Origin of the sequence: Methanobrevibacter sp., from assembly GCF_045636185.1 — an archaeon.
Taxonomy (GTDB): domain Archaea; phylum Methanobacteriota; class Methanobacteria; order Methanobacteriales; family Methanobacteriaceae; genus Methanocatella.
The window spans coordinates 1-26,001 of record NZ_JAZTXC010000141.1 but is presented as its reverse complement, the minus strand read 5'-3'; the positions used below and the strand labels follow the sequence as shown (position 1 = coordinate 26,001).

General features: G+C 32.6%; 29 protein-coding genes. 19 read left to right on the top strand and 10 right to left on the bottom strand.

The genetic code is table 11. From position 1 onward, the window contains the following. Positions 1-164 precede the first annotated feature (164 nt). The 11 genes from ACKI3Q_RS08010 (at position 165) to atwA (ending at position 9,424) form a co-directional block, all read left to right on the top strand. On the top strand, positions 165-803 hold the full coding sequence (locus ACKI3Q_RS08010) for a hypothetical protein (protein WP_407415982.1): 639 nt from the start codon (positions 165-167) through the stop codon (positions 801-803). A 2-nt stretch (positions 804-805) separates the two neighbouring features. Continuing rightward, positions 806-1,879 (top strand): rod shape-determining protein, encoded by a 1,074-nt coding sequence (locus ACKI3Q_RS08005; RefSeq protein WP_407415980.1) that lies wholly within the window; start codon positions 806-808, stop codon positions 1,877-1,879. A 42-nt stretch (positions 1,880-1,921) separates the two neighbouring features. Beyond that, entirely contained in the window at positions 1,922-2,557 is a 636-nt protein-coding gene (rnhB, locus tag ACKI3Q_RS08000; protein WP_407415978.1) for a ribonuclease HII, read from the top strand. A gap of 78 nt (positions 2,558-2,635) precedes the next feature. Further along, positions 2,636-3,475 carry a MotA/TolQ/ExbB proton channel family protein gene (locus ACKI3Q_RS07995; protein WP_407415976.1) on the top strand — a complete coding sequence of 280 codons (840 nt, stop codon included), beginning with the start codon at positions 2,636-2,638 and terminating at the stop codon, positions 3,473-3,475. A gap of 9 nt (positions 3,476-3,484) precedes the next feature. Further along, positions 3,485-3,895 carry a biopolymer transporter ExbD gene (locus ACKI3Q_RS07990; RefSeq protein ID WP_407415974.1) on the top strand — a complete coding sequence of 137 codons (411 nt, stop codon included), beginning with the start codon at positions 3,485-3,487 and terminating at the stop codon, positions 3,893-3,895. A gap of 15 nt (positions 3,896-3,910) precedes the next feature. Beyond that, positions 3,911-4,537: an IMP cyclohydrolase gene (locus ACKI3Q_RS07985; protein ID WP_407415972.1), complete on the top strand. Its 627-nt coding sequence runs from the start codon at positions 3,911-3,913 to the stop codon at positions 4,535-4,537. 28 nt (positions 4,538-4,565) lie between these two features. After that, positions 4,566-5,330, top strand: a complete 765-nt coding sequence (locus tag ACKI3Q_RS07980; protein ID WP_407415970.1) for a coenzyme F420-0:L-glutamate ligase — start codon at positions 4,566-4,568, stop codon at positions 5,328-5,330. A gap of 7 nt (positions 5,331-5,337) precedes the next feature. Then, positions 5,338-6,243 (top strand): 2-phospho-L-lactate transferase, encoded by a 906-nt coding sequence (cofD, locus tag ACKI3Q_RS07975; protein ID WP_407415968.1) that lies wholly within the window; start codon positions 5,338-5,340, stop codon positions 6,241-6,243. A gap of 16 nt (positions 6,244-6,259) precedes the next feature. Then, the gene (locus ACKI3Q_RS07970; RefSeq protein ID WP_407415986.1) at positions 6,260-7,021 is read left to right on the top strand and encodes a GTP cyclohydrolase III; all 762 of its coding nucleotides are present in this window, start codon (positions 6,260-6,262) and stop codon (positions 7,019-7,021) included. A gap of 30 nt (positions 7,022-7,051) precedes the next feature. Continuing rightward, positions 7,052-7,762: an MJ0144 family RNA dihydrouridine synthase-like protein gene (locus tag ACKI3Q_RS07965; protein WP_407415966.1), complete on the top strand. Its 711-nt coding sequence runs from the start codon at positions 7,052-7,054 to the stop codon at positions 7,760-7,762. A gap of 63 nt (positions 7,763-7,825) precedes the next feature. Then, entirely contained in the window at positions 7,826-9,424 is a 1,599-nt protein-coding gene (atwA, locus tag ACKI3Q_RS07960) for a methyl coenzyme M reductase system, component A2 (protein ID WP_407415964.1), read from the top strand. Positions 9,425-9,431: 7 nt separating this feature from the next. Here atwA and ACKI3Q_RS07955 read toward each other — a convergent pair whose 3' ends face one another. Beyond that, the gene (locus tag ACKI3Q_RS07955; protein ID WP_407415962.1) at positions 9,432-10,097 is read right to left on the bottom strand and encodes a M48 family metallopeptidase; all 666 of its coding nucleotides are present in this window, start codon (positions 10,095-10,097) and stop codon (positions 9,432-9,434) included. Positions 10,098-10,248: 151 nt separating this feature from the next. On the opposite strand from ACKI3Q_RS07955, the gene ACKI3Q_RS07950 reads away from it, so the two are divergent. From ACKI3Q_RS07950 to hemA, 3 genes are read left to right on the top strand one after another with little or no spacing between them, the layout of a single operon-like run. Continuing rightward, positions 10,249-10,731, top strand: coding sequence for a methanogenesis marker 9 domain-containing protein (locus ACKI3Q_RS07950; RefSeq protein WP_407415960.1), 483 nt, complete (start codon positions 10,249-10,251; stop codon positions 10,729-10,731). A gap of 1 nt (position 10,732) precedes the next feature. Next, positions 10,733-11,362 carry a bifunctional precorrin-2 dehydrogenase/sirohydrochlorin ferrochelatase gene (locus tag ACKI3Q_RS07945; protein WP_407415958.1) on the top strand — a complete coding sequence of 210 codons (630 nt, stop codon included), beginning with the start codon at positions 10,733-10,735 and terminating at the stop codon, positions 11,360-11,362. After that, positions 11,352-12,557: a glutamyl-tRNA reductase gene (hemA, locus tag ACKI3Q_RS07940; RefSeq protein WP_407415956.1), complete on the top strand. Its 1,206-nt coding sequence runs from the start codon at positions 11,352-11,354 to the stop codon at positions 12,555-12,557. The genes ACKI3Q_RS07945 and hemA overlap by 11 nt, the downstream gene beginning before the upstream one ends. Here hemA and ACKI3Q_RS07935 read toward each other — a convergent pair. Beyond that, positions 12,544-13,248, bottom strand: coding sequence for a DUF4013 domain-containing protein (locus ACKI3Q_RS07935; RefSeq protein ID WP_407415954.1), 705 nt, complete (start codon positions 13,246-13,248; stop codon positions 12,544-12,546). The genes hemA and ACKI3Q_RS07935 overlap by 14 nt on opposite strands. Beyond that, positions 13,245-14,366, bottom strand: a complete 1,122-nt coding sequence (locus ACKI3Q_RS07930; protein WP_407415952.1) for an AAA family ATPase — start codon at positions 14,364-14,366, stop codon at positions 13,245-13,247. The genes ACKI3Q_RS07935 and ACKI3Q_RS07930 overlap by 4 nt, the downstream gene beginning before the upstream one ends. 79 nt (positions 14,367-14,445) lie before the next feature. On the opposite strand from ACKI3Q_RS07930, the gene ACKI3Q_RS07925 reads away from it, so the two are divergent. Continuing rightward, the gene (locus tag ACKI3Q_RS07925; protein ID WP_407415950.1) at positions 14,446-15,510 is read left to right on the top strand and encodes a metallophosphoesterase; all 1,065 of its coding nucleotides are present in this window, start codon (positions 14,446-14,448) and stop codon (positions 15,508-15,510) included. On the opposite strand, the gene ACKI3Q_RS07920 is transcribed toward ACKI3Q_RS07925, so the two are convergent. Further along, on the bottom strand, positions 15,507-16,343 hold the full coding sequence (locus ACKI3Q_RS07920; RefSeq protein WP_407415948.1) for a TIM barrel protein: 837 nt from the start codon (positions 16,341-16,343) through the stop codon (positions 15,507-15,509). The two genes, ACKI3Q_RS07925 and ACKI3Q_RS07920, sit on opposite strands and share 4 nt — an antisense overlap. A 38-nt stretch (positions 16,344-16,381) precedes the next feature. Further along, complete coding sequence (locus ACKI3Q_RS07915; RefSeq protein ID WP_407415946.1) at positions 16,382-17,398, bottom strand: type II glyceraldehyde-3-phosphate dehydrogenase; 1,017 nt, start codon at positions 17,396-17,398, stop codon at positions 16,382-16,384. A gap of 222 nt (positions 17,399-17,620) precedes the next feature. Here ACKI3Q_RS07915 and ACKI3Q_RS07910 point away from each other — a divergent pair, with 222 nt between their 5' ends. Further along, on the top strand, positions 17,621-18,334 hold the full coding sequence (locus ACKI3Q_RS07910; RefSeq protein ID WP_407415944.1) for a DUF4013 domain-containing protein: 714 nt from the start codon (positions 17,621-17,623) through the stop codon (positions 18,332-18,334). 27 nt (positions 18,335-18,361) lie between these two features. Next, entirely contained in the window at positions 18,362-19,303 is a 942-nt protein-coding gene (locus tag ACKI3Q_RS07905; protein WP_407415942.1) for a bile acid:sodium symporter family protein, read from the top strand. A 164-nt stretch (positions 19,304-19,467) separates the two neighbouring features. Here ACKI3Q_RS07905 and ACKI3Q_RS07900 read toward each other — a convergent pair whose 3' ends face one another. From ACKI3Q_RS07900 to ACKI3Q_RS07880, 5 genes are all read right to left on the bottom strand, one after another. Then, positions 19,468-19,680: a heavy-metal-associated domain-containing protein gene (locus ACKI3Q_RS07900; RefSeq protein ID WP_407415940.1), complete on the bottom strand. Its 213-nt coding sequence runs from the start codon at positions 19,678-19,680 to the stop codon at positions 19,468-19,470. A gap of 225 nt (positions 19,681-19,905) precedes the next feature. After that, the gene (locus tag ACKI3Q_RS07895) at positions 19,906-20,178 is read right to left on the bottom strand and encodes a metal-sensing transcriptional repressor (protein ID WP_407415938.1); all 273 of its coding nucleotides are present in this window, start codon (positions 20,176-20,178) and stop codon (positions 19,906-19,908) included. A gap of 104 nt (positions 20,179-20,282) precedes the next feature. Further along, positions 20,283-21,380: a DNA topoisomerase IV subunit A gene (locus tag ACKI3Q_RS07890; protein WP_407415936.1), complete on the bottom strand. Its 1,098-nt coding sequence runs from the start codon at positions 21,378-21,380 to the stop codon at positions 20,283-20,285. A gap of 8 nt (positions 21,381-21,388) precedes the next feature. Next, complete coding sequence (top6B, locus tag ACKI3Q_RS07885; RefSeq protein WP_407415984.1) at positions 21,389-23,080, bottom strand: DNA topoisomerase VI subunit B; 1,692 nt, start codon at positions 23,078-23,080, stop codon at positions 21,389-21,391. A gap of 326 nt (positions 23,081-23,406) precedes the next feature. Continuing rightward, complete coding sequence (locus tag ACKI3Q_RS07880; RefSeq protein WP_407415934.1) at positions 23,407-24,027, bottom strand: KH domain-containing protein; 621 nt, start codon at positions 24,025-24,027, stop codon at positions 23,407-23,409. A gap of 634 nt (positions 24,028-24,661) precedes the next feature. Here ACKI3Q_RS07880 and ACKI3Q_RS07875 point away from each other — a divergent pair. Further along, positions 24,662-24,868, top strand: a complete 207-nt coding sequence (locus ACKI3Q_RS07875; protein WP_407415932.1) for a hypothetical protein — start codon at positions 24,662-24,664, stop codon at positions 24,866-24,868. Between the two features lie 38 nt (positions 24,869-24,906). Beyond that, entirely contained in the window at positions 24,907-25,548 is a 642-nt protein-coding gene (locus tag ACKI3Q_RS07870) for a CPBP family intramembrane glutamic endopeptidase (RefSeq protein ID WP_407415930.1), read from the top strand. Positions 25,549-26,001 lie beyond the last annotated feature (453 nt).

The following is a 26,001-nucleotide window of genomic DNA, read 5'->3' as shown; positions in this document are numbered from 1 at the left end:
GATAAAATTTATATAAGAATTTAAAGTAATTTAATATTGTTAGTCCTTAATTAATAGTGCCTTATTTCGGCGGCTTTTTCAAAGCTAAAAAAAGGGTTTTTATTAAATTTAACTATTAATTAAATGTATTTAGAACTTATATTAATATAATTGCGTGTAGTTAAATGATAGAAGATAATATACGAATGCTTAGACAAGCGGCAAGAATTACATCAGATGATGAGCCTATTGACAATGATATTTGGTGTGTTATTGCAGGTAATGTCAATTTAATAGATGATATTGCATATAAAGCTATTGCGTCTAAGAATAGTGTAAAAATTCTATTTAGAGAGCATGTTGTATTAAATGAAGGGAGAATAACCAAAAAATATGATTTTATCATGTTGTATGGTAATTTGAGGGTGATTGAAGACTTTGGTAGAGTCACTGCCTCAAGGGGTGGATCATTCATTAAAGTTACTCATTACTACTTGAATAAAGAAGAAAACTTAATGGTTTTCGTTGCTCCGGATGATACGATAAGAAACGCTGTTAAACTTATAGAAAGGTCAAGAATTCCATTTGCGATTTTACAGGAATCACAAACTACAAGTTTCATTGAAGTCAGTTTAAATGACAGCGTAAAACTACCGGGATTTATTAAATCAACTTTAAAACCATTTTATAATGCAAATGAGGTTGTTTTATCCACAATACTTATTTCAGTTGAAAATGAGAAAGACATTGAAAAGGTTCAAAGTATTGCTACATCTAATAAAATATTTGTTATAGATTTTAAAGACATTATAACGGAGGATTAGTCATGAATATTTTCGGAAATGATGAGGAAGAACAAGAAATTGTTGATGCCAGAGTGATTAGTAACAGTTTGGGGATTGATTTGGGAACTTTAAACACAGTTATAGCTAAACCATCAGGTGACAAATTTGATTTGTATCAAATTCCATCTGTAGTTGCAGTTAAAAAAGATGATCCAAGTGAAGTTTTAGCTGTCGGTGAAGAAGCTAAAAAAATGTTGGGAAGAACTCCTGAAGATATTCTCGCAGTCAGGCCACTTAAAAAAGGTGTAATTGAAAACGTTGTACAAGCACAAGCTTTACTTATTAAAGCAATGCAAATCGGTATCAACGAAGGAGAGAGCGTTGGGAGAATTGTAATTGGTATTCCTGGAGATGCATCCGAAGTAGAAAAAAATGCGGCTGAAGAAATTGGAAGAAAAGCAGGTGCACAAAATATTCTTGTAATCAGTGAAGGTCTTGCAGCAGCTATTGGGGCTGGACTTCCTATAGCAGAACCAAATGGTACAATGGTTGTGGATATAGGGGCAGGTTCAACTGATATTGTAATCATTTCTCTCGGAGGTATTAATGATATTGAAACCGTTAGATGTGGTGGAGATGACATCGACAATAAGATTGTAGAACTTGTCGCAGAAAAATACGATGTAGCAATTGGTATTCATGATGCAGAATCTGCAAAAATGGAAGTTGGAATGGTACACTGTTCAGAACAACTTGAAAACTTGAGTGTAGAAGTCATAGGAAAATCTATGGAAACTAATAGGCCTAAAAAAGTAGTTATTGACTCCATGCTTGTAGCAGATGCTGTTGAACCATTTATGCAAGACATTGTGGATGGTTTAAACGTTATTTTAGAAAGATTATCACCTGAATTAATGATGGGTGTATATAATAATGCTGTTGCAGTCGGCGGAAGTTCAAGACTTCGTGGAATCAAACAAAGGATTTTTGATGAAATCGGAATTCCAATCGAAATATCTGACGACCCGATGACTGTTGTTGCAAAAGGAACTGCAATTGTTGCAGCAGAACCTCTTGCATTAGAACCAGAAGTACGTTTAAGAGCAATGAAATAATTTTATTAATTATTTCACTTTTTTTTATTTTTTTTGATTTATATGGATATTTTAGGCATTGATGAGGCAGGACGAGGTTCTGTTTTAGGCCCACTTGTTATTGCTGGCGTTGTTATTGATAAACGTAAGGAAGCTATTTTGGATAATATGGGTGTTAAGGACTCTAAAAAATTAACTCCCAAAAGAAGAGAAGTTTTAGCCCGTAAACTTAAAAAAATGTTTGTTTGGGATACTGTAATTTATTCTGCACAGGATATAGATAACTTAAGGGCTCAAGGCATTAATTTAAATGAAATTGAGCGAAAGGGTATGGAAGAATTAATCGCCAAACTTGATTTTGATGAAGCCATTGTCGATGCGGTTGATGTAAAGCCTCAAAGATTTCAGGACAGGCTTGCACAGGCTACTGGAAAAAAGGTTAGGGCAGAACATAAGGCCGATGATAAATATATTGAAGTAAGTGCTGCATCAATTATAGCTAAACAAACTCGTGATGAAGCAATAGCCGAAATTAATAAAAAATTTGAGGATGTTGGCGGTATTGGTTCAGGTTATCCATCAGACCCGACGACCAAGGAGTTCCTATCAAACTATACATATAATGAAATGCCTGATTTTGTTCGAAGGTCATGGTCAACTGTTGCAAAACTAAAAACTGTACAAACAACATTAATATGAAATAGCTATTTTTAAGTATATGAAAAAATATATTAACCTTATAAATGATTTTTTTAAAATTTTTAGTAGAGGATAATTATGATTATTGAGTATATCTCACCAATCTTTGATGGAATAATGGATATTTTTACTCAGGGAGGAATTATAACTTACATAATTCTTTTTATAGGTATTTATGGTCTCATTATTGCCATTAGAAAGATTGCATATCTCAAAAAGATTAGTCGTGTTGACACCACTGAAATTTTTGGTGTTGTAACTGCATCTATGGAAAGGGGAGGGGCTGTTGAAGCTTTAAAACAGATTAATAGATTTAAAAATCCTGTTTCCCGTATTATTTCTGAAACTTTAAAGATAGGTTATAAAAACAAAACAGAAGTTGAGGAAAGTATGGAACAAATCTTCATTGTTGAAGTCGCTAAAATGACTAAGGGTTTAAATACTATTAAGACAATTACAGAGCTTGCTCCTTTTATTGGGTTGATAGGTACTGTTATAGGTATCTGGATGACTTTCAAGTCCTTGGGTGTCAATCCAAATTCAGCTGCAATGGCTGAGGGTATTTATGTAGCACTTACTACAACTATTATGGGGTTATTCGTTGTTATTATTCTTTTGCCGATTTATACCTATATTCAAGGTCTTATTGAAGCGGAAATGGATAAAATCGAACTTGCTACAAAAATGACTAATTGGGGATTTGCTGTGGTGAAAGTAAGAGTGGAAGCTAATGTTGAATGTGCTGTTGCGGCACTTCAAGAGGCAGAAGGTGTTGTTAATACGAGATTAATTTCAGATCCTTATGCCAATATTAAAGTTTCCTTTAAACCAAGTATGTTGGATAAAAGTATTTCTAATATTATTTTAGAGAAATGTAATGTGAATGCAGAAATTACTGAAAGTAAATTGAGACAATAAGTGGTAATTATGGCAATTGATATTAAATCTTACAAAAAAAGGCATTTAACAGACCAAAAACCCAATATTAATTTAGTTCCATTTATTGATATTTTATTTACAATCATGATTTTTCTAGTTGTAACTAGCAATTTCTCAGCTGTTGACGTGTCACACAATGCTGCAGATAGTGGCGGTACTGGTAAGCCAAATGTGACTGATGTTTCAGGAAATGCTGAGTATTATATTGTGCCTGTTGCTAACTTGCACAAGGTTACCGTTAATGGTGTTGATAGGTCTGATGCCATTGCCAATGGTGCTGTTGGTGTTCAGGCGAAAGTTATGGATGAAGGACAAATGTCGATTAGGCCTGGAGAGATTATTATTAATACGCCTCCGGGAATTTCTCCTCAAGATGCTGTCCAACGTCCAAATGTATAATTTAGGAGAGGTTCTATGTATACTGGGAGGATATTATCAATTGGAATGAATACTGATGGAAAAGCATTTGCTGCATATAGAGTATCTAGCAGGTCATTTCCTAATAGGCAATGTCTTGAATTTGATACAAGGGCGGCTGTTGTTCCAAAGGAAGGTTTTGAAAAGGATATTTTCGTAAGCCCTTACATTTCATATAACAGTCTTCAGATTGTTGGCGATACTGCAATTATATCAAATGGTTCTCAAACTGATGTCATTGCTGACAAAATCGCTTTAGGAATGAACATTAGGGATGCACTAGCTTATTCATTACTTACAATGGATTATGAAAAAGATGATTATAACACTCCAAGAATTGCTGGTGTTGTAACGTCTTCAACTAGTGAGGATGAATACAGCTGTTTTATTGGAATTGTTAACGATAAAAAATTGTTAGTTGAAGAAGTGCCTTATGGAGAAGCTGCTTTCATATCAACTTATGGAAGTCAGGTACCTGATCCTGTTGATTTTGAAGCAAAAACTGCAACTGAAGCGGCTAAATTTATTTTTGATGAAGGGACTTTTGCAAATTATGAAAAACCAGTCACGTCTTGCGCTACTGTTTTCGATGGAGAATGGACAATAGATGTCTATAATCCATAATTTTTTTATTTTTTTTTAAGATGATAATATGGAAATCAAATTAATAGGCTTAGAAGGTATTCCTTTAGTTAAATCTGGTGATGATATTGGTGAAATCATTAAGGAATCTATTTTAGGAATGGATTATGATTTAAAAGATGGAGATATTATTTTAATAGCAGAAACTCTAATTTCAAAGGCTGAAGGAAATATTATTAAATTGGATGACATTGCTCCTTCTAAGGAAGCATGCGATATAGCGGAAATTTGTAAAAAGGATCCAAAGCTTGTTGAAGCAATTTTGGAAAATTCAACTGAAGTAGTTGAAGTCGGTCCTAATTTTATAATAACAGAAACCAAACATGGCTTTGTCTGTGCAAATGCCGCTATTGATGAGTCTAATGTTGATGATGGACTTGCCACTCCAGTTCCTGAAAATCCTGATGAATCTGCATTAAAGATTAGGGAGTTTTTGGAAGCTGAATTTAAAAAGGATTTGGCAGTCATTATAACTGACACTCAAGGAAGGGCTTTTAGAGTTGGAGCTATTGGAACTGCTATTGGATGCAGTGGAATTAATCCGTTATGGGTTAGGATTGGAGAAAAAGATTTATATAATCGTGAACTAGAAACAACTGAAATCGCAACGGCAGATGAATTGGCTAGTGCGGCTTCATTAATTATGGGGCAGGCTAATGAAGGTCTTCCTGTAGTTGTTATTTCCGGATTTTCTGCTTTTAATCATTTAAGAAATACTTCTTCAAATATTAAGCCATTACTTAGGCCAAAAGAATTTGATGTATTTAGGAAATAGGGATATTATGATTACTGTTTTATCAGGAGGCACAGGCACTCCAAAATTATTGCAAGGGATTAAAGAAATTGTTGATACAAAAGATTTGTCAATCATTGTAAATACTGTGGAAAATAATTATTTTTCAGGTGTTTATATCTCAGCGGATGTCGATACTGTCTTATATACAATGGCTGATATGATTAATGAGGAGTTTTGGTATGGTGTTAGAAATGATACATTTATCACCCATGAAAGACTCGCAGAATTATCATGTCCTGAGTTGCTTAGAATAGGAGATATTGACAGAGCTACAAAAATACAAAAGACTCTTTTAATGCAAAATCATTCTCTTGCGGAAAGTGTTGATATTCAAGCGAATCATATGGGTATCGATTCAAAAATTATTCCAATGAGCAATGAACAGTCCGACATTAAGATTATTACAGATATCGGCGAGTTGGAATTCCATGATTTTTTAATAAAACATCAATGTGAACCTGAAGTAAAGGATGTTGTATTTTCAAATGTTTCACCTGCGCCTGGAGTAATTGATACAATTAAAAATTCTGATGCAGTAATAATAGGACCATCAAATCCAATCACTTCAATATTACCGATAATCTCTCTTGAAGGCGTAAAAGATGCTTTAAAAGATACTTATGTGGTGGCTGTTTCACCAATAATAGGAAATGATTCAGTTTCAGGTCCAGCATCCAAGTTCATGAATGCTTTGGGCATTGAAGTATCATCTGTGGGTGTAGCTAAACTATACGAAGAATTTTTAGATGTTATGGTAATTGATGAAAAAGATGAAAATTTGAAAGATGCTTTAGGCGAAATTATTAATAAAGTAATAATTACAAATACAATAATGAATAGTTCAGATGTCAAAATTGATTTGGCAAAAAAAATCTTGGATGGCATCGTATAATTTAGGCGGTAATTCAATGATACAAATGACGTTGATACAAATTGACAATTATGGTCCTTGGACAGTCACTCCAAGGCCACGTACAGAATCAGATTTACAAATGTTGCAGGCAAGTTTATTTGCAGATTTAAACAATCACTTTGGAAATAAAAAGGGATTAGTTTTCTTTACTCGATTTGATAATTTGCTTGCTATTTCAAATGGTTTAAATGAAGAAGACCATTTAAGAATTCAAAGATCAATCAGAAACAGATATCCAATAACAATAAGTATGGGTGTTGGAGCAGCTGAAACTCCTCATGAAGCTCAAAAATTAGCAACTATTGCTCTTCAAAATGCAGGAAGTGCTCAATCAGGAGAAAGGAAAGAAATCTTGGCTATTGACAGTTTGGTCTCAGAAGAAGACAGCTTTGTTCAGGCTGCACACATCGATATTAACAGTGTAACTGAAACTTTAACTGACATAGAATCTGCATTTGATACTAGTTTCATGGTGAATAAGGCTCAACATTATTTAATGACCAAATTGATTAAAAAAGGAGCATTGTTATTCTTCATAGGTGGAGATAATTTCATGTCTCCATGTAATGGATTGTCTGAAGAGGAAATCAAAGAAATTTTATGTGAAATTGATGAAGAAATAGGCATTGGCCTTAAAGCAGGAATTGGAAGAGGCAAAAATGCTGAAGATGCAGCATATATGGCTGACATTGGTCTTGAAGAAATTCGTGATCGTAACAACGAACCTTGGACTTGGGTAGTTGAGAAACTAGACTAAGGGGGATTTTAAATAAAAGTAGTTGCACCAATGGCCGGAATAACAGATGCCGAATTTTTAAACAAGGTTATTCCATATGGTTTTGATGTAGTTACTTTGGGCGGATATAGTTTGGATGAAAAGACTATTGAAGCATCACAAAAAATAATTGAAAGGGGAAGAAAAGAGTTCCATTTTGAATTGGATGAAATCATTCCTCATATAAAAAAAGAAGTAAATCTGATTAAAAGAGCACATCCCGATGTGCTTGTTAGTGCAAATGTGAGGTCAACTACTCCGGAACCGATAATTGAAGCTTCTAAAATAAATGACTTGGACATTATAGAAATAAATTGTCATTGCCGCCAGGAAGAAATAATTGCTATCGGTTGTGGTCAGGAGATGTTGAAAAGGCCAGATTTATCTGACTACATCTCTCAAATTGTTGATAATTCAAAAAGTGAAGTGTCAGTTAAAATACGTGGAAATGTTCCTGATATAGACACTTTGCAGGTTGCAAAAACTATAGAGGATGCGGGTGCTGATTACTTGCATCTGGATGCAATGGACCCGAATGTTTTTGATGCGGACTGGGAATTACTGGAAAATGTTTGCAACAATACGAATATTAAAGTCATTGGAAATAATTCTGTTGATTCGGCTGAAAAAATAAGGAAAATGTATCAATGTGGAGTTTATGGCTTTTCAATAGCTCGTGCAGTGATTTCCGGGACTTTAAATTTTGATATTTCTAATTTTTAAATCAAAAGTATTATTAATATTTATAACTATATTTAATATTGATATATACAATAGGTGAATTTTATGAATTTTATAACTCTTGAAAACATTACTAAATCATTTAATGATGTTGATGTTTTAAAGGATATTAACTTAACTATTGAAGAAGGGGAAACTTTAGGAATTTTAGGACGTAGTGGTAGTGGCAAATCAGTTTTAATTAACATGCTTAGAGGAACAAAAGATTATTGGCCAGATTCTGGTAAAGTGTTAATTAACGTTGCAGTATGTCCTAACTGTTTAACTATAGAACCACCTTCAAAAGATGGTCAAAAATGTAGTTGCGGATGTGAATTGGCAGTTCGGGAGGTTGATTTCTTTAACTGTGATAGAAAATTATTCGCAGCGATTAGAAGAAGAATATCCATCATGTTGCAACGTAATTTCGCATTATATGATGAAGAGACAGTAATTGAAAATGTAATGAGGGCAATTGGGGACCGTTTACCATATGAGGAAGGTCTTTACAAATCATTAGAATTATTGGAAATGGTTCAAATGAACCATCGTATTACACATATTGCACGTGATTTAAGTGGTGGAGAAAAGCAAAGGGTTGTACTTGCAAGACAACTTGCTAAAAATCCAATGCTCTTTTTGGCTGATGAACCAACAGGTACATTAGACCCACAAACTGCAGTAAAACTTCACAATACCTTAAAAGAAGGTGTTAAAGATGAAGGAATCACGATGCTGATTACATCTCACTGGCCTGAAGTCATGACTGAACTTGCAGATAATGTAGTATGGCTTGAAAAAGGTGAAATTAAAGAAAAAGGAGATGCAAAAACTGTTGTTGACAACTTTATGGCAACTGTGCCAATTCCAGAAAAACCAGAAATTCCGGAATTCGGTGAACCTGAAGTAGTTTTAGAGGATGTTAAAAAACATTACTATTCCATTGAAAGGGGAGTTATTAAAGCAGTTGACGGTGTTTCCTTAACCATTAATAAAGAGGAAATCTTTGGTATTGTAGGTTTAAGCGGATCAGGCAAAACCACTACAACAAGAATGTTAATGGGATTAACTGAACCAAGTAGTGGTGATATTAAGATTAAACTTGGTGATGAATGGATTGACATGACAAAAGTAGGTCCTCTTAATCGTGGTCGTATAATGCCATATATTGGATTATTGCACCAGGAATACTCATTATATCCACATAGGGATATTTTAGGTAATTTGACTGATGCTATTAGTTTAGATTTGCCTGCGGAGTTTGCTAAAATTCAAGCTATTCATGCATTGACGACTGTTGGTTTTGATGATTCAACAGCAGCTTCTGTTTTAGAAAAACATCCTGATGAATTAAGTGTAGGAGAAAAGCACAGGGTAGCTCTTGCACAGGTATTGATTAAAGAACCTAAGCTTGTAGTGTTGGATGAACCTACAGGAACAATGGATCCTATTACTCGTGTAGTTGTTACAGATTCAATCTTAAAAGCACGTGCTGAATTAGAACAAACATTCATCATTATTTCTCACGATATGGACTTTGTATTGGATGTTTGTGACAGAGCTGCTTTAATGAGGGGAGGAAAATTATTAGATATTGGTACTCCTGAAGATATAGTTAAACAACTTACACCTGACGAAAAAGAAGATATGCTTAAAAGAGAATAATTCTCTTTTATTTATTTAATTTTTTCTTTATTTCCTGCCAGTTAGGGCAATTTTTATCCATCAGCATTTTAAATTTTTTCGAATGATTAAATTCAATCAAATGACATAGTTCATGAATAAAAACATATTCTAAACATATTTTCGGTTTTTTAGCCAGATTTAAATTTAGTGTAATAACTCCATTCTGTTTGCAGTTACCCCAATTTTTCATTTTCCTTATTTTGATATCGCTTGGCTTTTTGCCAACAATATCCGTACATTTATCATAGATATTAGATATTTCATTTTGAAGCTCCAATCTGTAAAAGTTTTCCAGTGTTTTTTGTCTGTTTTTCATTTTGCTGCGCTTGGAAACAGGCAAATAAAGAATGTTATCTTTTACAAAAGAGGTTTTAATGTTATTGGCTATTAATTGCAGGGTGTATTCTTCTCCCCACAAAAAATGCTTTTCACCATTGACATATTTTAAACTGGGAACATATTTGGTGTTGGCTATTTTTTCTTGTTTCTGCAATATCCAATCCATTTTAGAGTTAACAAAATCAATAATCTGTTCATCACTAACAAAATATGGAGCAGAAATTTTAACACTACCCTCAGGTGGAACAACTCGAAGATACATGTTTTTGATGTTTTTTCTCTGAACAGTTACATTAATTCCGTTTATTTCCATCAATACTCTTCCTATCAAAATTTAAATTTTTACTTATGTGGTTTGATTTCATATTTGAATGAAAATTAATCTAGGTAATATTATGATTTTACAAAGTATTATATATTGTCAACAAGAAAGATTAAAATATTATATTTATGGTGATTTTATTATGACTTGGGAAGACGCACCATCTCATATATGTAGAGGTGGAGATGTTAGAGGACTAGCTTTTTGTTGTCCTCCTATTAAGCCATGCCCTATTTTAAATGCATTGGAGGAAGTAAACTTAACTCCTCAAGAGTATATTGAAATTAAAACAGAGTTTGGCAGACAAACAAGATTGGGTGAAGGTGCTGGTACTTGTTTCGGATCTTTGATCTGGTGTTGTAAGCCATCAAAGCCTTGTCCGTTAAGAGACATGACTCTAAATAATATGGGCATGAGCTATGAAGAGTATGAGGATTTGAAAAAGGAACTCTCTGAAAGATTGGTTGGTGTTCAAAAGCCAGAACCTGATGCAAGAGCAGAAGCGCTTGCTGAAACATTTAACATTTCAAAAATTGAGGCTATGAAAGTTTTGACTGATTGCAATAATGATTTAAGACGTGCTGTCAGTGTTCTTAAAGCACAATCTTTAGATGATTCTGATTAAAATGGATTGGACTGCTCTTTATTTAAAAACTTCTGGATTAAATGTATTTATTTTAGGTACTGGTGAAGTTGCAACTAGAAGGGCAAATAAATTTTTAGACCATGGAGCAATTGTAAAGCTTGCAGGTAACTCAATCAATGAGGAATTGCTGAGAAAGGGAGCTAGCCTACACTCAACAGATGAAGCCGATGAATTGGTTAGTTGGGCAGATTTGGTGGTAATAGCCAGTGGCGATAAAAAATTATCTGATTATGTTTCTCGCATTTCTAAAGACAAGTTAGTTAACCGAGCAGATTTTCCGGACGATGGAAATATAATTGTTCCAACAAGTTTTAATATTGGAGATATTGAAATTTCTATTTTTACCAATGGCAAAAGCCCATTGATGGCAAGACAATTAAGAAAAAGAATACAATCAATTATTACTGAAGAGGATATTTTAGAAATTGAGCTTCAGGATTATTCACGTTCACTTTTAAAGGAATACATTCCTAATCAAAAGGATAGGCGAGATTATTTATATAAAATATTTGAAGATAGGAATATTAAAGATTTAATTAAATCTGGAGAAATTGATGAAGCGAAGGATGTTATTTGTGAGTTAATAAAGAGGGATTTTGATGATACTTAATTTAAGGGTTGACCATAAAATTGCAGATATTCAATCTATGGAGAACATTTCAAAAGAAATAGACGATATATTCTGGAAATTGCAGGAAAAGTATTCTGTTAATGAATACATTGAAATTTCCACTTGTAATCGTAAAGAATATTATATTCACAATGATAACATTCCTTTTGATGAGGAATTATTGTCTCATGAAAATAAAAGCATCATTATCGAATATGGTGGAGTATCTGTAATGCATTTGCTTCGTATGACTTCAGGTCTGGAATCAATGATTGTTGGGGAAGACCAGATTTTGGGTCAAGTAAAGGATGCTAAGGCCAAAGCTTCAAAAGATCATCATTGCGGTAAATCTTTGGATTTAATTTTTACAAAGGCCATTCATGTAGGTCAGGTTGTTAGAAATAAAACTAATATCAACAAGGGTTCTGTTTCTATAGGGTCTGCCGCAGTTGATTTGGCAGAGTCTCATTTGGGTGATTTAACAGGCAAATCCGTATTGGTTATTGGTGCTGGAAAAATGGGTAAGTTAGTTGCCAAAGCTCTCGCTGAAAAAGATTTGCATGCTATTTTTGTTGCAAACAGGACTTTTTATGTTGCAGTGGAACTTGCTGAAGATTTGGACGGCACTGCTATTTTATTTTCACAGCTTGACGAATATTTAAAAAATGCGGATTTGGTAATCAGTGCAACAGGTGCACCACACTCAATAATAACTAAACAAAGACTTGAAAACATTGGCTTTGAAAATTGTAAGTTGATGATGGTTGATATTGCAAATCCTCGTGATATTTCTGAAGATGTTAAGGATTTGGGCGTTAAATTATTTAATATTGACGATTTGCGTGAAATTGCTGACTATAATACTAAGCTTCGTGAGAAGGAATTTGAAGAAGCAGAAATCATCATCAATGAAGAGTATGGTTTACTTAAAAATTCCTTTAAAATAATGGAAGTTGATGATTTACTATCAAGTTTAAGAACATCTATGGAAGAGATAAGACAACGTGAAACTAAAAAAGCATCTTCAAAGTTATCAGATGTAGATGGTAGTAGTAAAATTCTCAATAATCTAACAAATTCTATAGTCAATAAGATATTTTTCGACATTTCACAAAATTTAAAGCAGGCTGCCTGTGATGAAAAGCAGGATATTTTGGAAGCGGCAGAATATATTTTTGATTTTAAGAAAGAGTAGCTTTTCTTCCTGATAATGCCAGTAATCTGGTTATAAACAGTAACAGGATTGGGTTTATAAAGAAAGATAATATAAATTCTAAAAATTTTCCTGGTTCAAATATGCCTTGATGTAAAACACAGGTAAATATTAAGTTTAAACTTATTGACCCCACTATAATTAAAAAAATAGTTTGCATAATTCCGAGTTTGGTATATAACTTTAAGATTCCTAAGATATTGAATGCTGAAAAGAAATTGTCATTGTGTAGTGCTTTATATATTGCACATCCTAATGCTGTTAAATAGATAACCATTGCTAAAATGAACATTATAATTGGATATATATAAGAAACTCCAGGTATTTCAATTAAGGTACTGTATAATCCGACAATTACCAAAAATACTGCCGAATAGACTAATAGAGTAACTGTTTCCAGAAAACCTTCATGTATTAGTCCGGAGAAATTTCCGATAATAGGGGGTTTGTTGTCTCCTTTTATAGTGCCTTTAATTATTTTATATCGGTATCCCTCTTCAATTAGTGCTAATGCTATTATAATAACAGCCAAAATAATGGCAGTTAATAAATCATTTGTTTGCCATTCTTCGAATGTTGATGCAAGACAGAGGATAATGCCTAACAGAACAATAGCTTTCCAATCTTTAAAAGTATATTTTATTGCATCTTTGATTTGGTTAATAAAATTCATTCAAACATTCCTTTAACATCATTAATTTTAATTTTACTGGATTTTAAAGCATATTCTATATCGTCCATATCAATAATAGTTTTTTCATTAGCTATTGCATGATGTAATGCCGTTTTAAGTAATTTTTCTTTAATGTCTCTTCCGGACATATTTTTAGATATCTTAACTAATTTTTCAATATCCAAATCGCTGTCTAAAGGAAATGTTTTAATATTTATTTCAAAAATTTCTTTCCTTTCATTTTCTTCAGGAAGCTTAAATTCAATCTCTTCTTCAAAACGGCTTCTGACAGCATTATCGAGTGAAGATGGGTTATTTGTAGCACAAATTGTTATAACTGATTTGTTTTCATTAATTCCATCCATTTCAGTTAAAAGTGCATTGACAATTTCAGAAACATCTCCTCTTAATGCCTGATATGATCGATGAAGTGCTATTGCATCAATTTCATCAATAAAGATTATTGATGGTGAATTTTTAGAAGCTTTTTCATATAAGTCATGTATTTTGGATGCGGCATCACCGACATGTTCTCCAATTAATGAAGTTGCTTTAACTAAATAGAGAGGAACATCGACTTCTCCCGCAAGCCCTTTGACAAGCATAGTTTTACCGGTACCCGGATGGCCGTAAAATAAAACATTTTTCGGAGCCCAATCGCCAAATACTTCGGGTTCTTTTAAGAATTTTTCAATAACTTTTATTTTATTCTTTGCATTAATCTGTCCAACGATATCTGAAAGTTTTATGTTGGTTTTTGCTGATTTAAGATTATTATTTTTGTCTTTTTCAATAATAATATTTATTTTGGTATTTTCTGTTATTATTGAGTTCTCGGGTTTAACAGATATTACTTTAAATGCAAAGTCGGGGATGATTTTTTGATCAAAAAGATATGAGTCGCTATTAACTTCCATACCTAACCATTGGTCTCGAGCATACTGCTCAAATAAACTTTTATCGGTAATTTCTAAAGTATTTTCCATCAATTCAAAGTCAAAAGGATATCCTGCAGTTTTTAAAACAACACATTCTGCGTTATTTTTATTTTCAGCAGTAAAAATAGAGGATTTTTGACTCTGGCCTTTTGATTCACTTTTTTTAGAATTATTTTTCAAAAAATCACCAATTTTAAATATTTATAATAATATTCTAATATATATTATCATATTATTTAAAATTTTGGAGTTAATATTGATGAGTTTTAGAAGGCGAAGGGTTATTATAATGACACCTTTCTATATGCTGTTTGAATTCTTCCTATTGAAGTATCTATTCATGTTGTTTTATCCATTAAGTAATTCGGAATTGCTATTCATAACAATCATTATTGGGATAGTCAATATGATTCCAATGTTTTTTGAAGAGAGGAAATCCCGATTCATAACGCGTCTGTTGGCGGAGATTTCAGCTATTTGGATGTGGGCATCATTAATGTTTTTAATTGGTATCATCATTATTTATGCTGCAGGCTATTTCTTCAACATAAATCTGTCTTTTCTATTGTTGATTGTACCATTATCGGGTATTTATGCTTATTATAAGGCTCATAAACTGGTAATAAATGAAAAAACCATACGGTTGGATAACTTGAATAGTGAGGTTAATATCGCTCACCTCTCGGATGTTCATTTTGGTGCTGTCAGGCATAAAGAACTCATAGATCAACTTAGGGACACATTAATGGAAGTATCAAAAACCTGTGATGTTGCTGTAATTTCTGGAGATTTGGCTGATGGTTCATCAATTGTAAACGAAGATGACTTCATGCCATTAAAAGATGTGGAAATGCCGATAATTTTCACACCGGGAAATCATGATTACTATCTTGGAATTAAAAATGTCATTGATGCTTGCAAAAATGCAGGGATTATTGTTCTTGACAATGAATCCTTAGAAATTGGTGATTTAAAATTCTATGGGTTATCCTATAGTTTTGGAGATATTGAAATGCCTTCTCCCGAGGAGCTTAAAGCTCAGGTAAAAAGAGATAAAACTAATATAATTATCTATCATGTTCCCTATGATTGGAATCAACACTCAAATATGGGTTTTGATATACAGCTTTCAGGACATACTCATGGCGGGCAGTTCTATCCTGTAAAATGGGTTTCAGAAATCATTTTTAAATATAACATTGGTTTATTCAAGGATGATTTGGGTCATTACCTGCATGTAACAACGGGAGTTGGTTCAATGGACCAGCCATTAAGGTGGGGAACAGATTCTGAAGTTGTAATATTGAAGTTAAAGAAAAATTAAATCATACTTTCATATAATTCTTTCATTTTCAATGCATCTATATCTCTAAGTGGAGTTTCACAGATGATATTTGCATTCCAACCATTATCTATTAGATTTGCAAGCAAATCTTCGATTTGAGGACCATATTCATCACTTTCATCTAATGTATGGTGCTTTACTTCGCCGGCATGGCTGTATTCGATGGTTGTAAAATGACAATGAAGGCGATCAATATCTAATTTGTTTTCGATTGTTGAAAAAATGCAATTGTAATCATCTTTTTTAGTCAGATAACCTCTTCCACGAGCGTGAATATGTGCAAAATCAATAGTCGGTTCAAAATGGTCAAAACTGGCACATAACTCAACAATTTCTTCAATGTTTCCCTGTTGTGTTCTTTTGCCTGTAGTTTCCGGTGCAAAGGTAAAGTCTTCAATGCCTTCAGCTTCAAGTTCTTCAAATAAACGATTGATGGTTTGTTTTGAAACTTCCATTGCCTTATCCGGTTTTTGATTAGTGTAAAATCCCGGATGGAAAACAAGCCTATAGGCACCCATCCATTCTCCCGCCCGTGCGGTAGCTATCAAATGCCCTATACTTTTATCTATTTTTTCACTTTCTTTAGCGCATAGGTTAATGTAATATGGGCCATGCATTGAAATTAGAATGTCAAATTTCTCTGATTCTTCCTTTAATATTCGAGCGGATTCTTCACCGATTCTAACGCCGTAGGGTGATTGGTATTCGTATGAATCAAGTCCAATTCTTTGAATATATTTGGGGGCTTTGTAAGCGGCACCTTTATAATTGACAGGACTTCCTGCAGGTCCAAAAAATACTTTATTTTTCATTTAAATCATTAATTATAAAAAAAAGAAAATTTGGGGAATTATAATATTCCCATTGCTTTGTTGGTTTTGGCTATTGATTTTTCGTTATCACTTTCCATTTCTAAAAGTGCACGAATAGCATCAATATTTTCAGGTATTACGTCAGATTCCTGGTGAACTGCTTGCATGTAGAACAATTCATTTCCAACTACATTGATGGATTCTCTCCATACTGGAATTTCGTATAAATCATTTCTACTTCTACCTAATTCTTTTGCATATTCCATTAGTTCAGCAGTTGATCCAAGGCCTTCTGCAGCATCTACAACAATAACTCTTGAACGTTTTTCCAATGCTTCAACAATTTCTTCGGTTTCTACATCGTTATTAATTTCAACCATAATGTTGTGTTGGTGCATTAAAGTAGTAGGAACAAGTAAAGCCATTGTAGTAACATCAATACCTTCCATAACAGTTTTTACATCAGGACCATGGTGAGATGGTACTTTTGGAGGGTTAGGTACAATAGCATTAATTGGACCTTTTTTAATTTCAGATGGGTCTGATCCTCTTCTAACCATTACTGCTCTGACTTTTTTAATATCTGCTATTGAATCAATAGTAAATAATGTACGGGTAAGTCCGGTTGTGTTACAGGACACAACTCTTGTATAATCCGCACCATAAGATTTGTCATAATTAGAAATAGCATTAAATGAAAGGCCAGTTAATTCGTGGTCTTCTCCACCTTGATATATGGCTTTAACACCAGCTTTTTTATACATTTCAAGGTTTTGCGGACCAATGCTTCCAGGAGTACAATCAACAACAACATCTGCTTCTTGAATCATGTCTTCAACGGTACCTGCAATTTCAATTCCTGCATCTTTGAACATTTGTTCTCTTTCAGGAATTCCAATGTATAAAGGATAACCTTTTTCTTCAACTGCAGTCCTTGCTTCGTAGTTTGGTCTAGTTTTACTTACACCAATTACTTTCATATCATCTTGAGCCGCTACAGCATCAGCAACTCTTTTTCCGATAGTTCCATATCCATTAATTGCAACAGATTTCATTTTAATCCCTTTAAAAATTTAGAATTTAATCTATGGGTAAACTTTATTTTTTTAATTATATATAATTTGATATTATTTCTCACATCTATTTAATTAAAATATGGAGTATTTTTTCTATTTTTTTTGACAATCGACCTTATTATTTAAATACTATTATAAATAAAACTTAATAATAACTCTCTTTTAGAGTTTTTTTTCAATTAATTAAATGGAGGAAAAAACATGGATTTAGGTGAAATAATAAAAGATTCATTATCATATCCTTTTAACAACATCAAATCATTTGTTATTTTTGCCATTGTAGGTATTCTTGTTGGTGTTGTTGTAGGAAGCTCATTAGTCGGCATGGTCATGTCCATAAATGGTGGTAGAGTTGTTGAAACTTTAGCATCCGGATTCATAGGATTCATTGTTGCTCTTGTTGTTGGATTTATAATTTCCGGTTATGTATTGGATATTATTAAATTTGGAATTGAAAGAAGAAATGATGGACCTAGTTTCGACATATTAAGGCAATTCATAAATGGTGTAAAATTAATGGTTGTATCATTAATCTATTACATTATTCCATTAATCATTGTTGCAATTTTAGGATTATTCTTAAGAGACTGGATAATGTATATAATAACATTAATATTGTTTATTGTTTTCGCTTTAGCTCAATTCATGGCTCAATGTAGATTAGCTAAAACTGAAGATTTAGCAGATGCTTTAGCAATCGGTGAAGCAATTGGTGATATTTCAAGAGTAGGTATTCTCAGACTTTTATTATTCATTATCATGGTATTCGTAATAGCATTTGTATTAGTCTTTATATCTGCATTAATCATGGGCTGGAATAGTACTGTTGGTGGAATAATATTAGGTATTGTCGGTATTTACTTAACATTCTTTGCCGGTAGAGCAACTGGTTTATTATACTCTGATGTATATTAAACCTTATTTTTTATTTTTTTTGATATTATGAAACGAGTTTTTAAATTTATAGAGAAATATTTTTTTATAATTATTTTATTGGCAGTTTGTATCTCATGTATTTATCCAAATTCATTTAAATGGGTTTTAAGTAAGTATAATGGGATTAATGTATTAAATTTACTTTTGGGGTTAGTTCTTTTTACAATGGGTACAACGTTAACGGCAGATAATTTTATACAGGTTTTTAAACGCCCTAAAGAAATAGCTGTGGGAATTTCAGCCCAATATATAATAATGCCATTATTGGCGCTTTCTCTTGCCACCTTATTTAATTTGGATGCTGCATTAACAGCGGGTCTTATTTTGGTTGGAACAGTTCCTGGGGGAACGGCTTCTGATGTTATAACTTTTCTTGCAAAAGGTGATTTGGCATTATCAGTGTCATTAACTGCCGTATCCACAATTATTTCTCCAATATTGACTCCATTGATAACCTTGATATTGATAGGAAATCATATTTCATTTAATCCAACCGAAATGTTTATATCTATCGTAGAAATTGTTATCATTCCGATTGCATTAGGATTACTTTTAAATTATAAATTCCCTGATTTTTGTGAAAAATTAAAGGATTATCTTCCGGCATTATCTTCTATTGTTATTTGTCTGATTATTGCTGGTGTTCTTGGTGCAAATATGCAAGCTATTATTTCATCTTCAATGATAGTTATTGCAGTTATTATTTTGCAATATTGTTTGGCATTACTTATTGGTTATGTTATAGGACGTTTGTCCGGTATGGGCAGAAAACAAATTGTTACTATAGCTATTGAACTTTCATTTCAAAATTCAGGTTTATCTGCAGGACTTGCAAAGACACATTTCCCTAATTTGGCTTTGGCAACAGTTCCTGGTGCACTATATTCAGTATGGCAGAATCTTGCAGGATCAATTCTTGCATATATTTTAACCAGATATAATGATTGAAGTTTACTTAGATTATTCTTAAAAAGGCATCGCATTAAAATTGGCGTTGGAGTTACGGATTATCAATTAATGGTGTGTATAATTAATTTTATTGTTTACTTGAAAAAATGGTGAATATTAATATAGGTTAATCTATAGGTAAAAAAAAGAAAATGGTTGAGGATTCATTCTACATTGAATCCTGCTTCTTCAACAGCTTCTTTTATATCGTCTTCACTAACTTTCTCGGCATCTAGTTTGATTTTAGTAATTCCTGAGTCTAAATCTGCTTTTGCGTCTTCAATACCGTCAACATCAGTTAATGATAACTGTACAGCATTTACGCAAGAAGGACAGTGCATTCCTATAACTTTAATTTCTTTTTCTTCAATTGCCATGATATTTTCTCCTATATTTGATATTAATATCTTTATCATTCGACAAATATAAACTTATAGTTAACTAAATCATTATGTTGACTATAAAACTCATTATTGTACTTATTGCACATAGTGTTATGAAAATGATTTTTATCACGTTGTCTTCTCCCCATTCTAAAATCATTTTTATCAACTCCTAAATATAGGTATACTCCTTAGGGTATAGGAATATTTTAAAAAAAATTAAATTCTAGAATAATATTCTAAAATTGTTGAGATGTCACCTAATGCATCGTCAACATCACCATGATCAATGGCTTCTTTAACGCAATGTTCCAAATGGCCTTCCACAATAATGTGTCCAACCTTATGTAGTGCGGATTTGGAAGCATTAACCTGCATTAATATTTGTTCACATGGAATATCTTCATCAATCATACGATCGATTGCATTAATCTGGCCGATGATTTTTTTAAGTCTTCTATGTAAATTTTCACTGTCCATACATTTTTTCAAAATATCACAACCTATACCTGCTATGGTATATGGAAGTTTTAGTATATAAATTTTTGCTAAAAAAATTTTTAAAAAAAATAAAAAAAGAAGAAAAAAGCATGTGTCTATGCTTGATTTTCCATTTCTTCAAATTTAGCTGGGAAATAAGTATCTACAACATACTCAAGCCCATATTTTGAGAAAGATTGCTGTTCTGCTTTTTTACCAATCTTAAGCATTTTCTTAATTTCGGTTTGCCAGAAATCAGTTTTATACCTTGGGTCTTTGGAAAGCTCTTTTAATCTCATGACGTCAACATCTTTAAGCTTGTCAGTAGGCAAGTCATAATTGATAATGTCTGATGCTGTAACTCCAATGAATTTAGCGTCAGGAGTTGCCAAATCATGATTAACGTGAGCTAATTTTGCACTTCCGGAAATAATAACCTGTGCAATGTGGAATCCCCAAGGGTCTCCGTCGTTACAGATGTAAACTGGTAAACCGAGTTCGGTATTAACTCTTTTAATGAATCTTCTTGTAGCACGAGCAGCCTGTCCTTTAAGCCCTACAATCAATGTATTAAATCTTTTGTGAGCGTTTTCCTGCACTAACCTGTGGAACATTCCCATGGTTTCCACTGCCAATACCTTATCTACATTGTGATCGAGGAATTCAACTTGGTCGATTGTAGGAGAAATTGTATAACCTGATTTTCCAACTTTTGCTGCATTGATTTCCACTTCATCAAAGAGGGTGATGTCTCCGTAAACTGATGCACCGTCTTCTTCGGGCATTAATCCTAAGTCTTCACGGGTAGTACCTAATGTAACTTCCAAGTCTTCTCCAACAATGTTTGATTCTTGTTGTGTTTTAAAGCTAATTCCCCAACCTTCAGAAACATAATACATTTCCCTTATGGTAGCGGTTTTTTCTCTTGCAACTAAATCTTTACAGAAATTAGCAACATAAACCATTTGACCTAATTTTCTGATTTGTTTTACATTACCAAGAGACCTTCTACCGTATCTGTCTCCTAAAACGTAGTATCTTTTAGCATCATCATATACGATGTTCCCAGTACCTCTTGAAGGAACTCTAAGTGAAGGAACTTTTTGTTTTTCGATTTCTTCAATAATTTCTTCACCTAAACCTTTTAATTTGTTAAAAGTGTATTCTTTTCTGAGTTCTTTATGTGATTTACCTTCTTTTTTAATTTCAGCCATTTAATCACCTATTCTTCAAAATCTCCTTCCGTATCTTCTTCTTCATCGAAGTTGAGGTTACTATGTTCGTCATCGACTGCATATCCATGCTCATCAAGTTCTTCCATGATGATTGCATCAAGTTCTTCTTCTTCCTCTTCTTCCTCAACCTTTTCACCAAGCAACTCTGCAAGAGCTCTTTTAGTTACTTTAGCGAGGACTTCCTGATATTCAGGAACGTTGGTTTCACCAAGTTTTGCAGCTTCTTCAATAATGACCGGCACATATTCTTCGAATACTTTTGAACGTTTTTCTTTTTCTTTAGCTGCTCTTTTTTGTCTAATGTGCTTTTGGAGTTGACGAGCTAATTTCATTGTAGCTTGTCTGATTTCTTGAACAATTTCAGGTTCTGGAGAAACACTTTGTTTACCTGTTGAGAGGTATGGAACCTGGGTTGAAATAATATTGACAAATAAAGTTAATGGTGTATTGTCCATATCTTTAAGTCCATAACGTTTCCAGTCAATGCTTTTTAAAGCTTCAGTAATAGCACAGCTTCCTGCATCGAATGTTAATGGAACTCTGTTTGCAAATCTCATTATTTCAGATTTCCTTTGTTCATTAACTTTTCTACCGGAATTTCCACCATAAGCTAATCCTGCTTCAATAATAAATGATACACCTCCTGCATAAGTTACAGGCTTTCTGGTTATTGTGGTTACAAATTCAGGTTTAAGGATTTGTTTCATACCTTTTTCAATTTGTTCGGATCCTATTGGTATAAGCCCATCAGTTGGAGGGGCCATGAATTTCATCTTTTTAAAGCAGTGAACGATAGCTTCTGCTTCTGGGAAAGTCATGTCTTTAGGACGTTTGTTCATATCAATTCCTGTCATTTCAGCAATTTCATCTGCTCTTTTGTTTGACATTCTTGACATTGAAGCAGTTAACATACTTTTGTATCTTCTTTTGTCAGTATTTTTGGCCATTGTCATTAAATCGTCAGCACTTACACCTTTAGGGTGTGGTAATACTTCTTTTGGCTGTACTGGAACAACATCTGCTGCTCTTTTGAAGATATATTTGTGTCCTGTCGGGTCTCTAAATGTAATTTTTGCATGAGGATTTCCAATCATGGTTCTTCTGATATATTCAAAAGCACCTTGCTCTGCCATGGAGTATGATACGTCTTTAAAGTGTAATTCTATACAAACTCCAGTTGCGTCACCTTCATAATCTTCTCTTTCCATTAAGATTCCACGGTTGTTTTCAACATCCATTTGGAATTTCATTTTAACTCCTTTAATTTCATCTCCTTCTTTATAACATGAAATTACATGGGCAGGTTTACCTGTGGTCATTTGTGAGAGCAATACACATCCACTACAACCTAAACCTTGTTGTCCTCTGGATTGGATGTTTCTAAATTTGGATCCTGCAAACATCATACAGTATACCTGCATTACATACTCTTCAGGAATTCCAGGTCCGTTATCTTTGTGTCTTAAAATGTAGTATTCTTTATCAACACGTTTTAATTCAATATCAATATCAGGCAGTATTCCTGCTTCTTCACATGCATCAAAACTGTTAGTAATCAATTCGTGAAATACAATGGTTAATGAACGAATTTTACCAGTAAAACCGAGCATTTGCTTGTTTTTTCTGAAAAACTGGGAAGGAGTTAATCTATCAAAATCTTCATCCCAGTCAATTCCCATTTGTTGTTGAACCAAAATGTTTCCTCCTATATTTTTTTGAAATTTTTATAATTAAAATTATTAATTTTATAAGTATATAAATAACATCCGAGAGCATTTGACGAGTAATATTTTTACAGTACCATACCTAGTCCGTTCAAAAATATACAATAAAATAATAATAAAAATTGTAAAGAATATAGTTTCTAAACTACGCTACCTATATATGTTGGTAGAACTATATAATATTTTGCTATAATGTATTATGATTTTTCATATTCAAAGCATTATTATAATAGTTAGGTAATACTTCACTATAAAAAAAGTAAGTCAGTAACATGTTAATGTTACTGTAATGTTTCTTCATCAAATTCAATCCCGTCTTTGAACTCAATTTTATCATCATGAATTCCGACAAGATCTTTAAATTCTCTAAGTTTAAGGGTTTCTTTTTTGTTTTCTAAAAAGGCATAAACGGATTTGTGTCTGGAACCGTTTAAAATCATTTCAATAGCTTCTTTAGCCACTAAAATGTTATCCATTTCACCAATTAATGAAACTGTTTTACCATAAACAGCCATATCAACGTCGGCCAACTCAGTAATAAGTTCACGAGTTTTACCATTTGCACCAATAATTCTGCCTTTATATCTGGCTAGAGCTTTTTTGGATTTGCCAACATACAAAGTCAATTTTATAATTTCAAGATAAATGTCATCATGAATTAATTTCATAGCAACTTCTGGATTAAAACCACGAGCTATAGCTTTTACAATGTGATTTGCATTCCAAACACCTAAAGGATCTTCCATATCCTCGCGAGGAGTGATATAAACAGTTCCATCATCACTATCAATATCGAGTATGGTGCCGGTTAACTTTTCAATGGATTTTTTAACATCTCCATTTTTACCGATTAAAGCGCCAACTCTGTTTTGAGGTATTTTTAAATAATCTGTTTCAGGCATTTTTATCACCTTCGTTAGTATATTATTTGTAAGAGATTCTATTTAATACTTCTTTTTAGTTTCATTTGATTAATAAATTTTTTCTATTTACTTTTGGATTTTGTTTTTGAGTTTTCATGATGGACTGATGAGGAAACAGATTTACATGAAATTCCATATGGTGATAATTATTTTGACTTGATTTTGTGTTCGCATGTTTCGGATGATGTGAATGAATTGCATGAATTGTATAATGGTTTTAAAGCCAAAAGCCATTGCATTAATATTGGTTCCTATGAAGGGGGGTTTCATATAATCTGTCTCATGATGAATCAAAAACATTAGAAAAAGAAGAATATGATACTCCTGAATTGAGGGAAAAACACTATGGCCAATTCGATCATCTGAGATTGTATGGTGCTGATTTTAAACAAAGAATATCTGAAAGTGGATTTGAACTATTGAAGGTGAATTTCATTAAAAATCTGGGCTCGAAACAATCGAAAGATATGCGTTGGTAAGAAATGAAAAAATATATGAATGTACAAAATAATTCACACATAATAAAGGTTTAATTATACTATATTGTGGTTTTTTTACTTTCATTCTGTCTGTTTAGAAATTTTCATATATTTGATTTATTATATAATTGAATATGATTGAAAATGATAATAAATTTCCTGATTATGTTACTTTTCCAAGAACATTTGAGAAATATAAATGGTATAAGCCACTAATTACTCTAGTTCTTGTGGTAATTTTATATATAATATTTGAATTTATTTTAACATTGGTTTTTCAGGCAGTATATGGGACAAATGTCTTTAGGGACATAGCAAGGGGGGGGGATATGAAACTTTAAACACGTCTGATGTTTCGGTTTATTATTCTTATTTGTCTATGGTTCTTTTTGCTCCTGCAATTTATATTGCTTCTAAAATTGTTCGTGATAGGCCGTTTTCTTCTTATTCTTCTTCCCGTGGAGGATGGAATTGGAAAATCTATTTCAAATGTTTGTCTATTCCTTTAGCAATATATTTGATTTTTTTGTTGGTGTCTCTATTAATGGGCAATGAATCTGGAAGCAAAACTCAAGTTTCTCTAATGGCTATGGTTATATCTTTAATTCTTATATCTGCTCAATGTATTGCTGAAGAACATGTGTTCCGTGGTCTTTTGATGCAAACTTTTGGGGGATGGCTTAATATTCCAGTTTTGGCTATTATTATTCAAGCCATAATTTTTGCTATAGTCCATTCATACAATTCTATTGGTGTAATATCTATGGGTATTACAGGGATTCTTTTTGGATGGTTATCTTGGCGTACTAGTGGTTTGGAGGCATCCTCGGCAATTCATTCAATTAATAATTTAATGGCTTTTTTCGCCGTAGCTCTAGGTGTAAGTTCAATTTCATCAACACTCTCTTATATGGATTTTGCTGTAGATATAATAATTAATTTAGTTTCAGTGTTTGCAGTATACTATATTGGTGTTAAAAGAGGATGGTTTGATGAAGAAACACCTGATAAACTAATTTAAGAAATAAATCTAAAATTTATTTTCTTTTTTTTCATTTTAAAATTTAGGGTTCACATATTCCCGTAAAAAAGATGTTTTGCTTACAGCTTTTCTGGCAACATTTCTGTAATAAAATTTGGAGTCTATGTTTAATATAAATTTGTATAATTGGGTGATATTTCATTGTAGAATATTTGCAATATTATCAATTTTTAATTGAGCATGGGGATGTTTTTATTGAGCAGGTTTTAATTATATTTATGGATGATATTTTAACTAGTTTTTGATTTTTTTATCTTTTAATTTCTCGTCTTTTTAGTTATTCATTAAAAGTATATAATGAAATTGTTCCATTATTTTCAACATTTTGTTTTGATAAATCTTGTCAATATTATCAAATTATGATTAAGCATATTGGCATTTTTATTGAGCAGTTTTTAATTATATTTTTGATTAATATTTTTAATAGTAATT

What these genes read in the sequence shown, in the direction of transcription:
- ACKI3Q_RS07970 (WP_407415986.1), top strand. Translation starts at nt 6,260, where the DNA reads ATGATACAAATGACGTTGATACAAATTGACAATTATGGTCCTTGGACA.
- ACKI3Q_RS07910 (WP_407415944.1), top strand. Translation starts at nt 17,621, where the DNA reads ATGGATTTAGGTGAAATAATAAAAGATTCATTATCATATCCTTTTAAC.
- rnhB (WP_407415978.1), top strand. Translation starts at nt 1,922, where the DNA reads ATGGATATTTTAGGCATTGATGAGGCAGGACGAGGTTCTGTTTTAGGC.
- ACKI3Q_RS07935 (WP_407415954.1), bottom strand. Translation starts at nt 13,248, where the DNA reads ATGAATTTTATTAACCAAATCAAAGATGCAATAAAATATACTTTTAAA.
- top6B (WP_407415984.1), bottom strand. Translation starts at nt 23,080, where the DNA reads ATGGGAATTGACTGGGATGAAGATTTTGATAGATTAACTCCTTCCCAG.
- ACKI3Q_RS07870 (WP_407415930.1), top strand. Translation starts at nt 24,907, where the DNA reads ATGGTTCTTTTTGCTCCTGCAATTTATATTGCTTCTAAAATTGTTCGT.
- ACKI3Q_RS07915 (WP_407415946.1), bottom strand. Translation starts at nt 17,398, where the DNA reads ATGAAATCTGTTGCAATTAATGGATATGGAACTATCGGAAAAAGAGTT.
- ACKI3Q_RS07875 (WP_407415932.1), top strand. Translation starts at nt 24,662, where the DNA reads ATGATTGAAAATGATAATAAATTTCCTGATTATGTTACTTTTCCAAGA.
- ACKI3Q_RS07980 (WP_407415970.1), top strand. Translation starts at nt 4,566, where the DNA reads ATGGAAATCAAATTAATAGGCTTAGAAGGTATTCCTTTAGTTAAATCT.
- hemA (WP_407415956.1), top strand. Translation starts at nt 11,352, where the DNA reads ATGATACTTAATTTAAGGGTTGACCATAAAATTGCAGATATTCAATCT.
- ACKI3Q_RS07920 (WP_407415948.1), bottom strand. Translation starts at nt 16,343, where the DNA reads ATGAAAAATAAAGTATTTTTTGGACCTGCAGGAAGTCCTGTCAATTAT.
- ACKI3Q_RS07950 (WP_407415960.1), top strand. Translation starts at nt 10,249, where the DNA reads ATGACTTGGGAAGACGCACCATCTCATATATGTAGAGGTGGAGATGTT.
- ACKI3Q_RS07955 (WP_407415962.1), bottom strand. Translation starts at nt 10,097, where the DNA reads ATGGAAATAAACGGAATTAATGTAACTGTTCAGAGAAAAAACATCAAA.
- ACKI3Q_RS07925 (WP_407415950.1), top strand. Translation starts at nt 14,446, where the DNA reads ATGAGTTTTAGAAGGCGAAGGGTTATTATAATGACACCTTTCTATATG.
- ACKI3Q_RS07990 (WP_407415974.1), top strand. Translation starts at nt 3,485, where the DNA reads ATGGCAATTGATATTAAATCTTACAAAAAAAGGCATTTAACAGACCAA.
- ACKI3Q_RS07890 (WP_407415936.1), bottom strand. Translation starts at nt 21,380, where the DNA reads ATGGCTGAAATTAAAAAAGAAGGTAAATCACATAAAGAACTCAGAAAA.
- ACKI3Q_RS07905 (WP_407415942.1), top strand. Translation starts at nt 18,362, where the DNA reads ATGAAACGAGTTTTTAAATTTATAGAGAAATATTTTTTTATAATTATT.
- ACKI3Q_RS07880 (WP_407415934.1), bottom strand. Translation starts at nt 24,027, where the DNA reads ATGCCTGAAACAGATTATTTAAAAATACCTCAAAACAGAGTTGGCGCT.
- ACKI3Q_RS08010 (WP_407415982.1), top strand. Translation starts at nt 165, where the DNA reads ATGATAGAAGATAATATACGAATGCTTAGACAAGCGGCAAGAATTACA.
- ACKI3Q_RS07985 (WP_407415972.1), top strand. Translation starts at nt 3,911, where the DNA reads ATGTATACTGGGAGGATATTATCAATTGGAATGAATACTGATGGAAAA.
- ACKI3Q_RS07945 (WP_407415958.1), top strand. Translation starts at nt 10,733, where the DNA reads ATGGATTGGACTGCTCTTTATTTAAAAACTTCTGGATTAAATGTATTT.
- ACKI3Q_RS07900 (WP_407415940.1), bottom strand. Translation starts at nt 19,680, where the DNA reads ATGGCAATTGAAGAAAAAGAAATTAAAGTTATAGGAATGCACTGTCCT.
- cofD (WP_407415968.1), top strand. Translation starts at nt 5,338, where the DNA reads ATGATTACTGTTTTATCAGGAGGCACAGGCACTCCAAAATTATTGCAA.
- ACKI3Q_RS07995 (WP_407415976.1), top strand. Translation starts at nt 2,636, where the DNA reads ATGATTATTGAGTATATCTCACCAATCTTTGATGGAATAATGGATATT.
- ACKI3Q_RS07965 (WP_407415966.1), top strand. Translation starts at nt 7,052, where the DNA reads ATGGCCGGAATAACAGATGCCGAATTTTTAAACAAGGTTATTCCATAT.
- atwA (WP_407415964.1), top strand. Translation starts at nt 7,826, where the DNA reads ATGAATTTTATAACTCTTGAAAACATTACTAAATCATTTAATGATGTT.
- ACKI3Q_RS08005 (WP_407415980.1), top strand. Translation starts at nt 806, where the DNA reads ATGAATATTTTCGGAAATGATGAGGAAGAACAAGAAATTGTTGATGCC.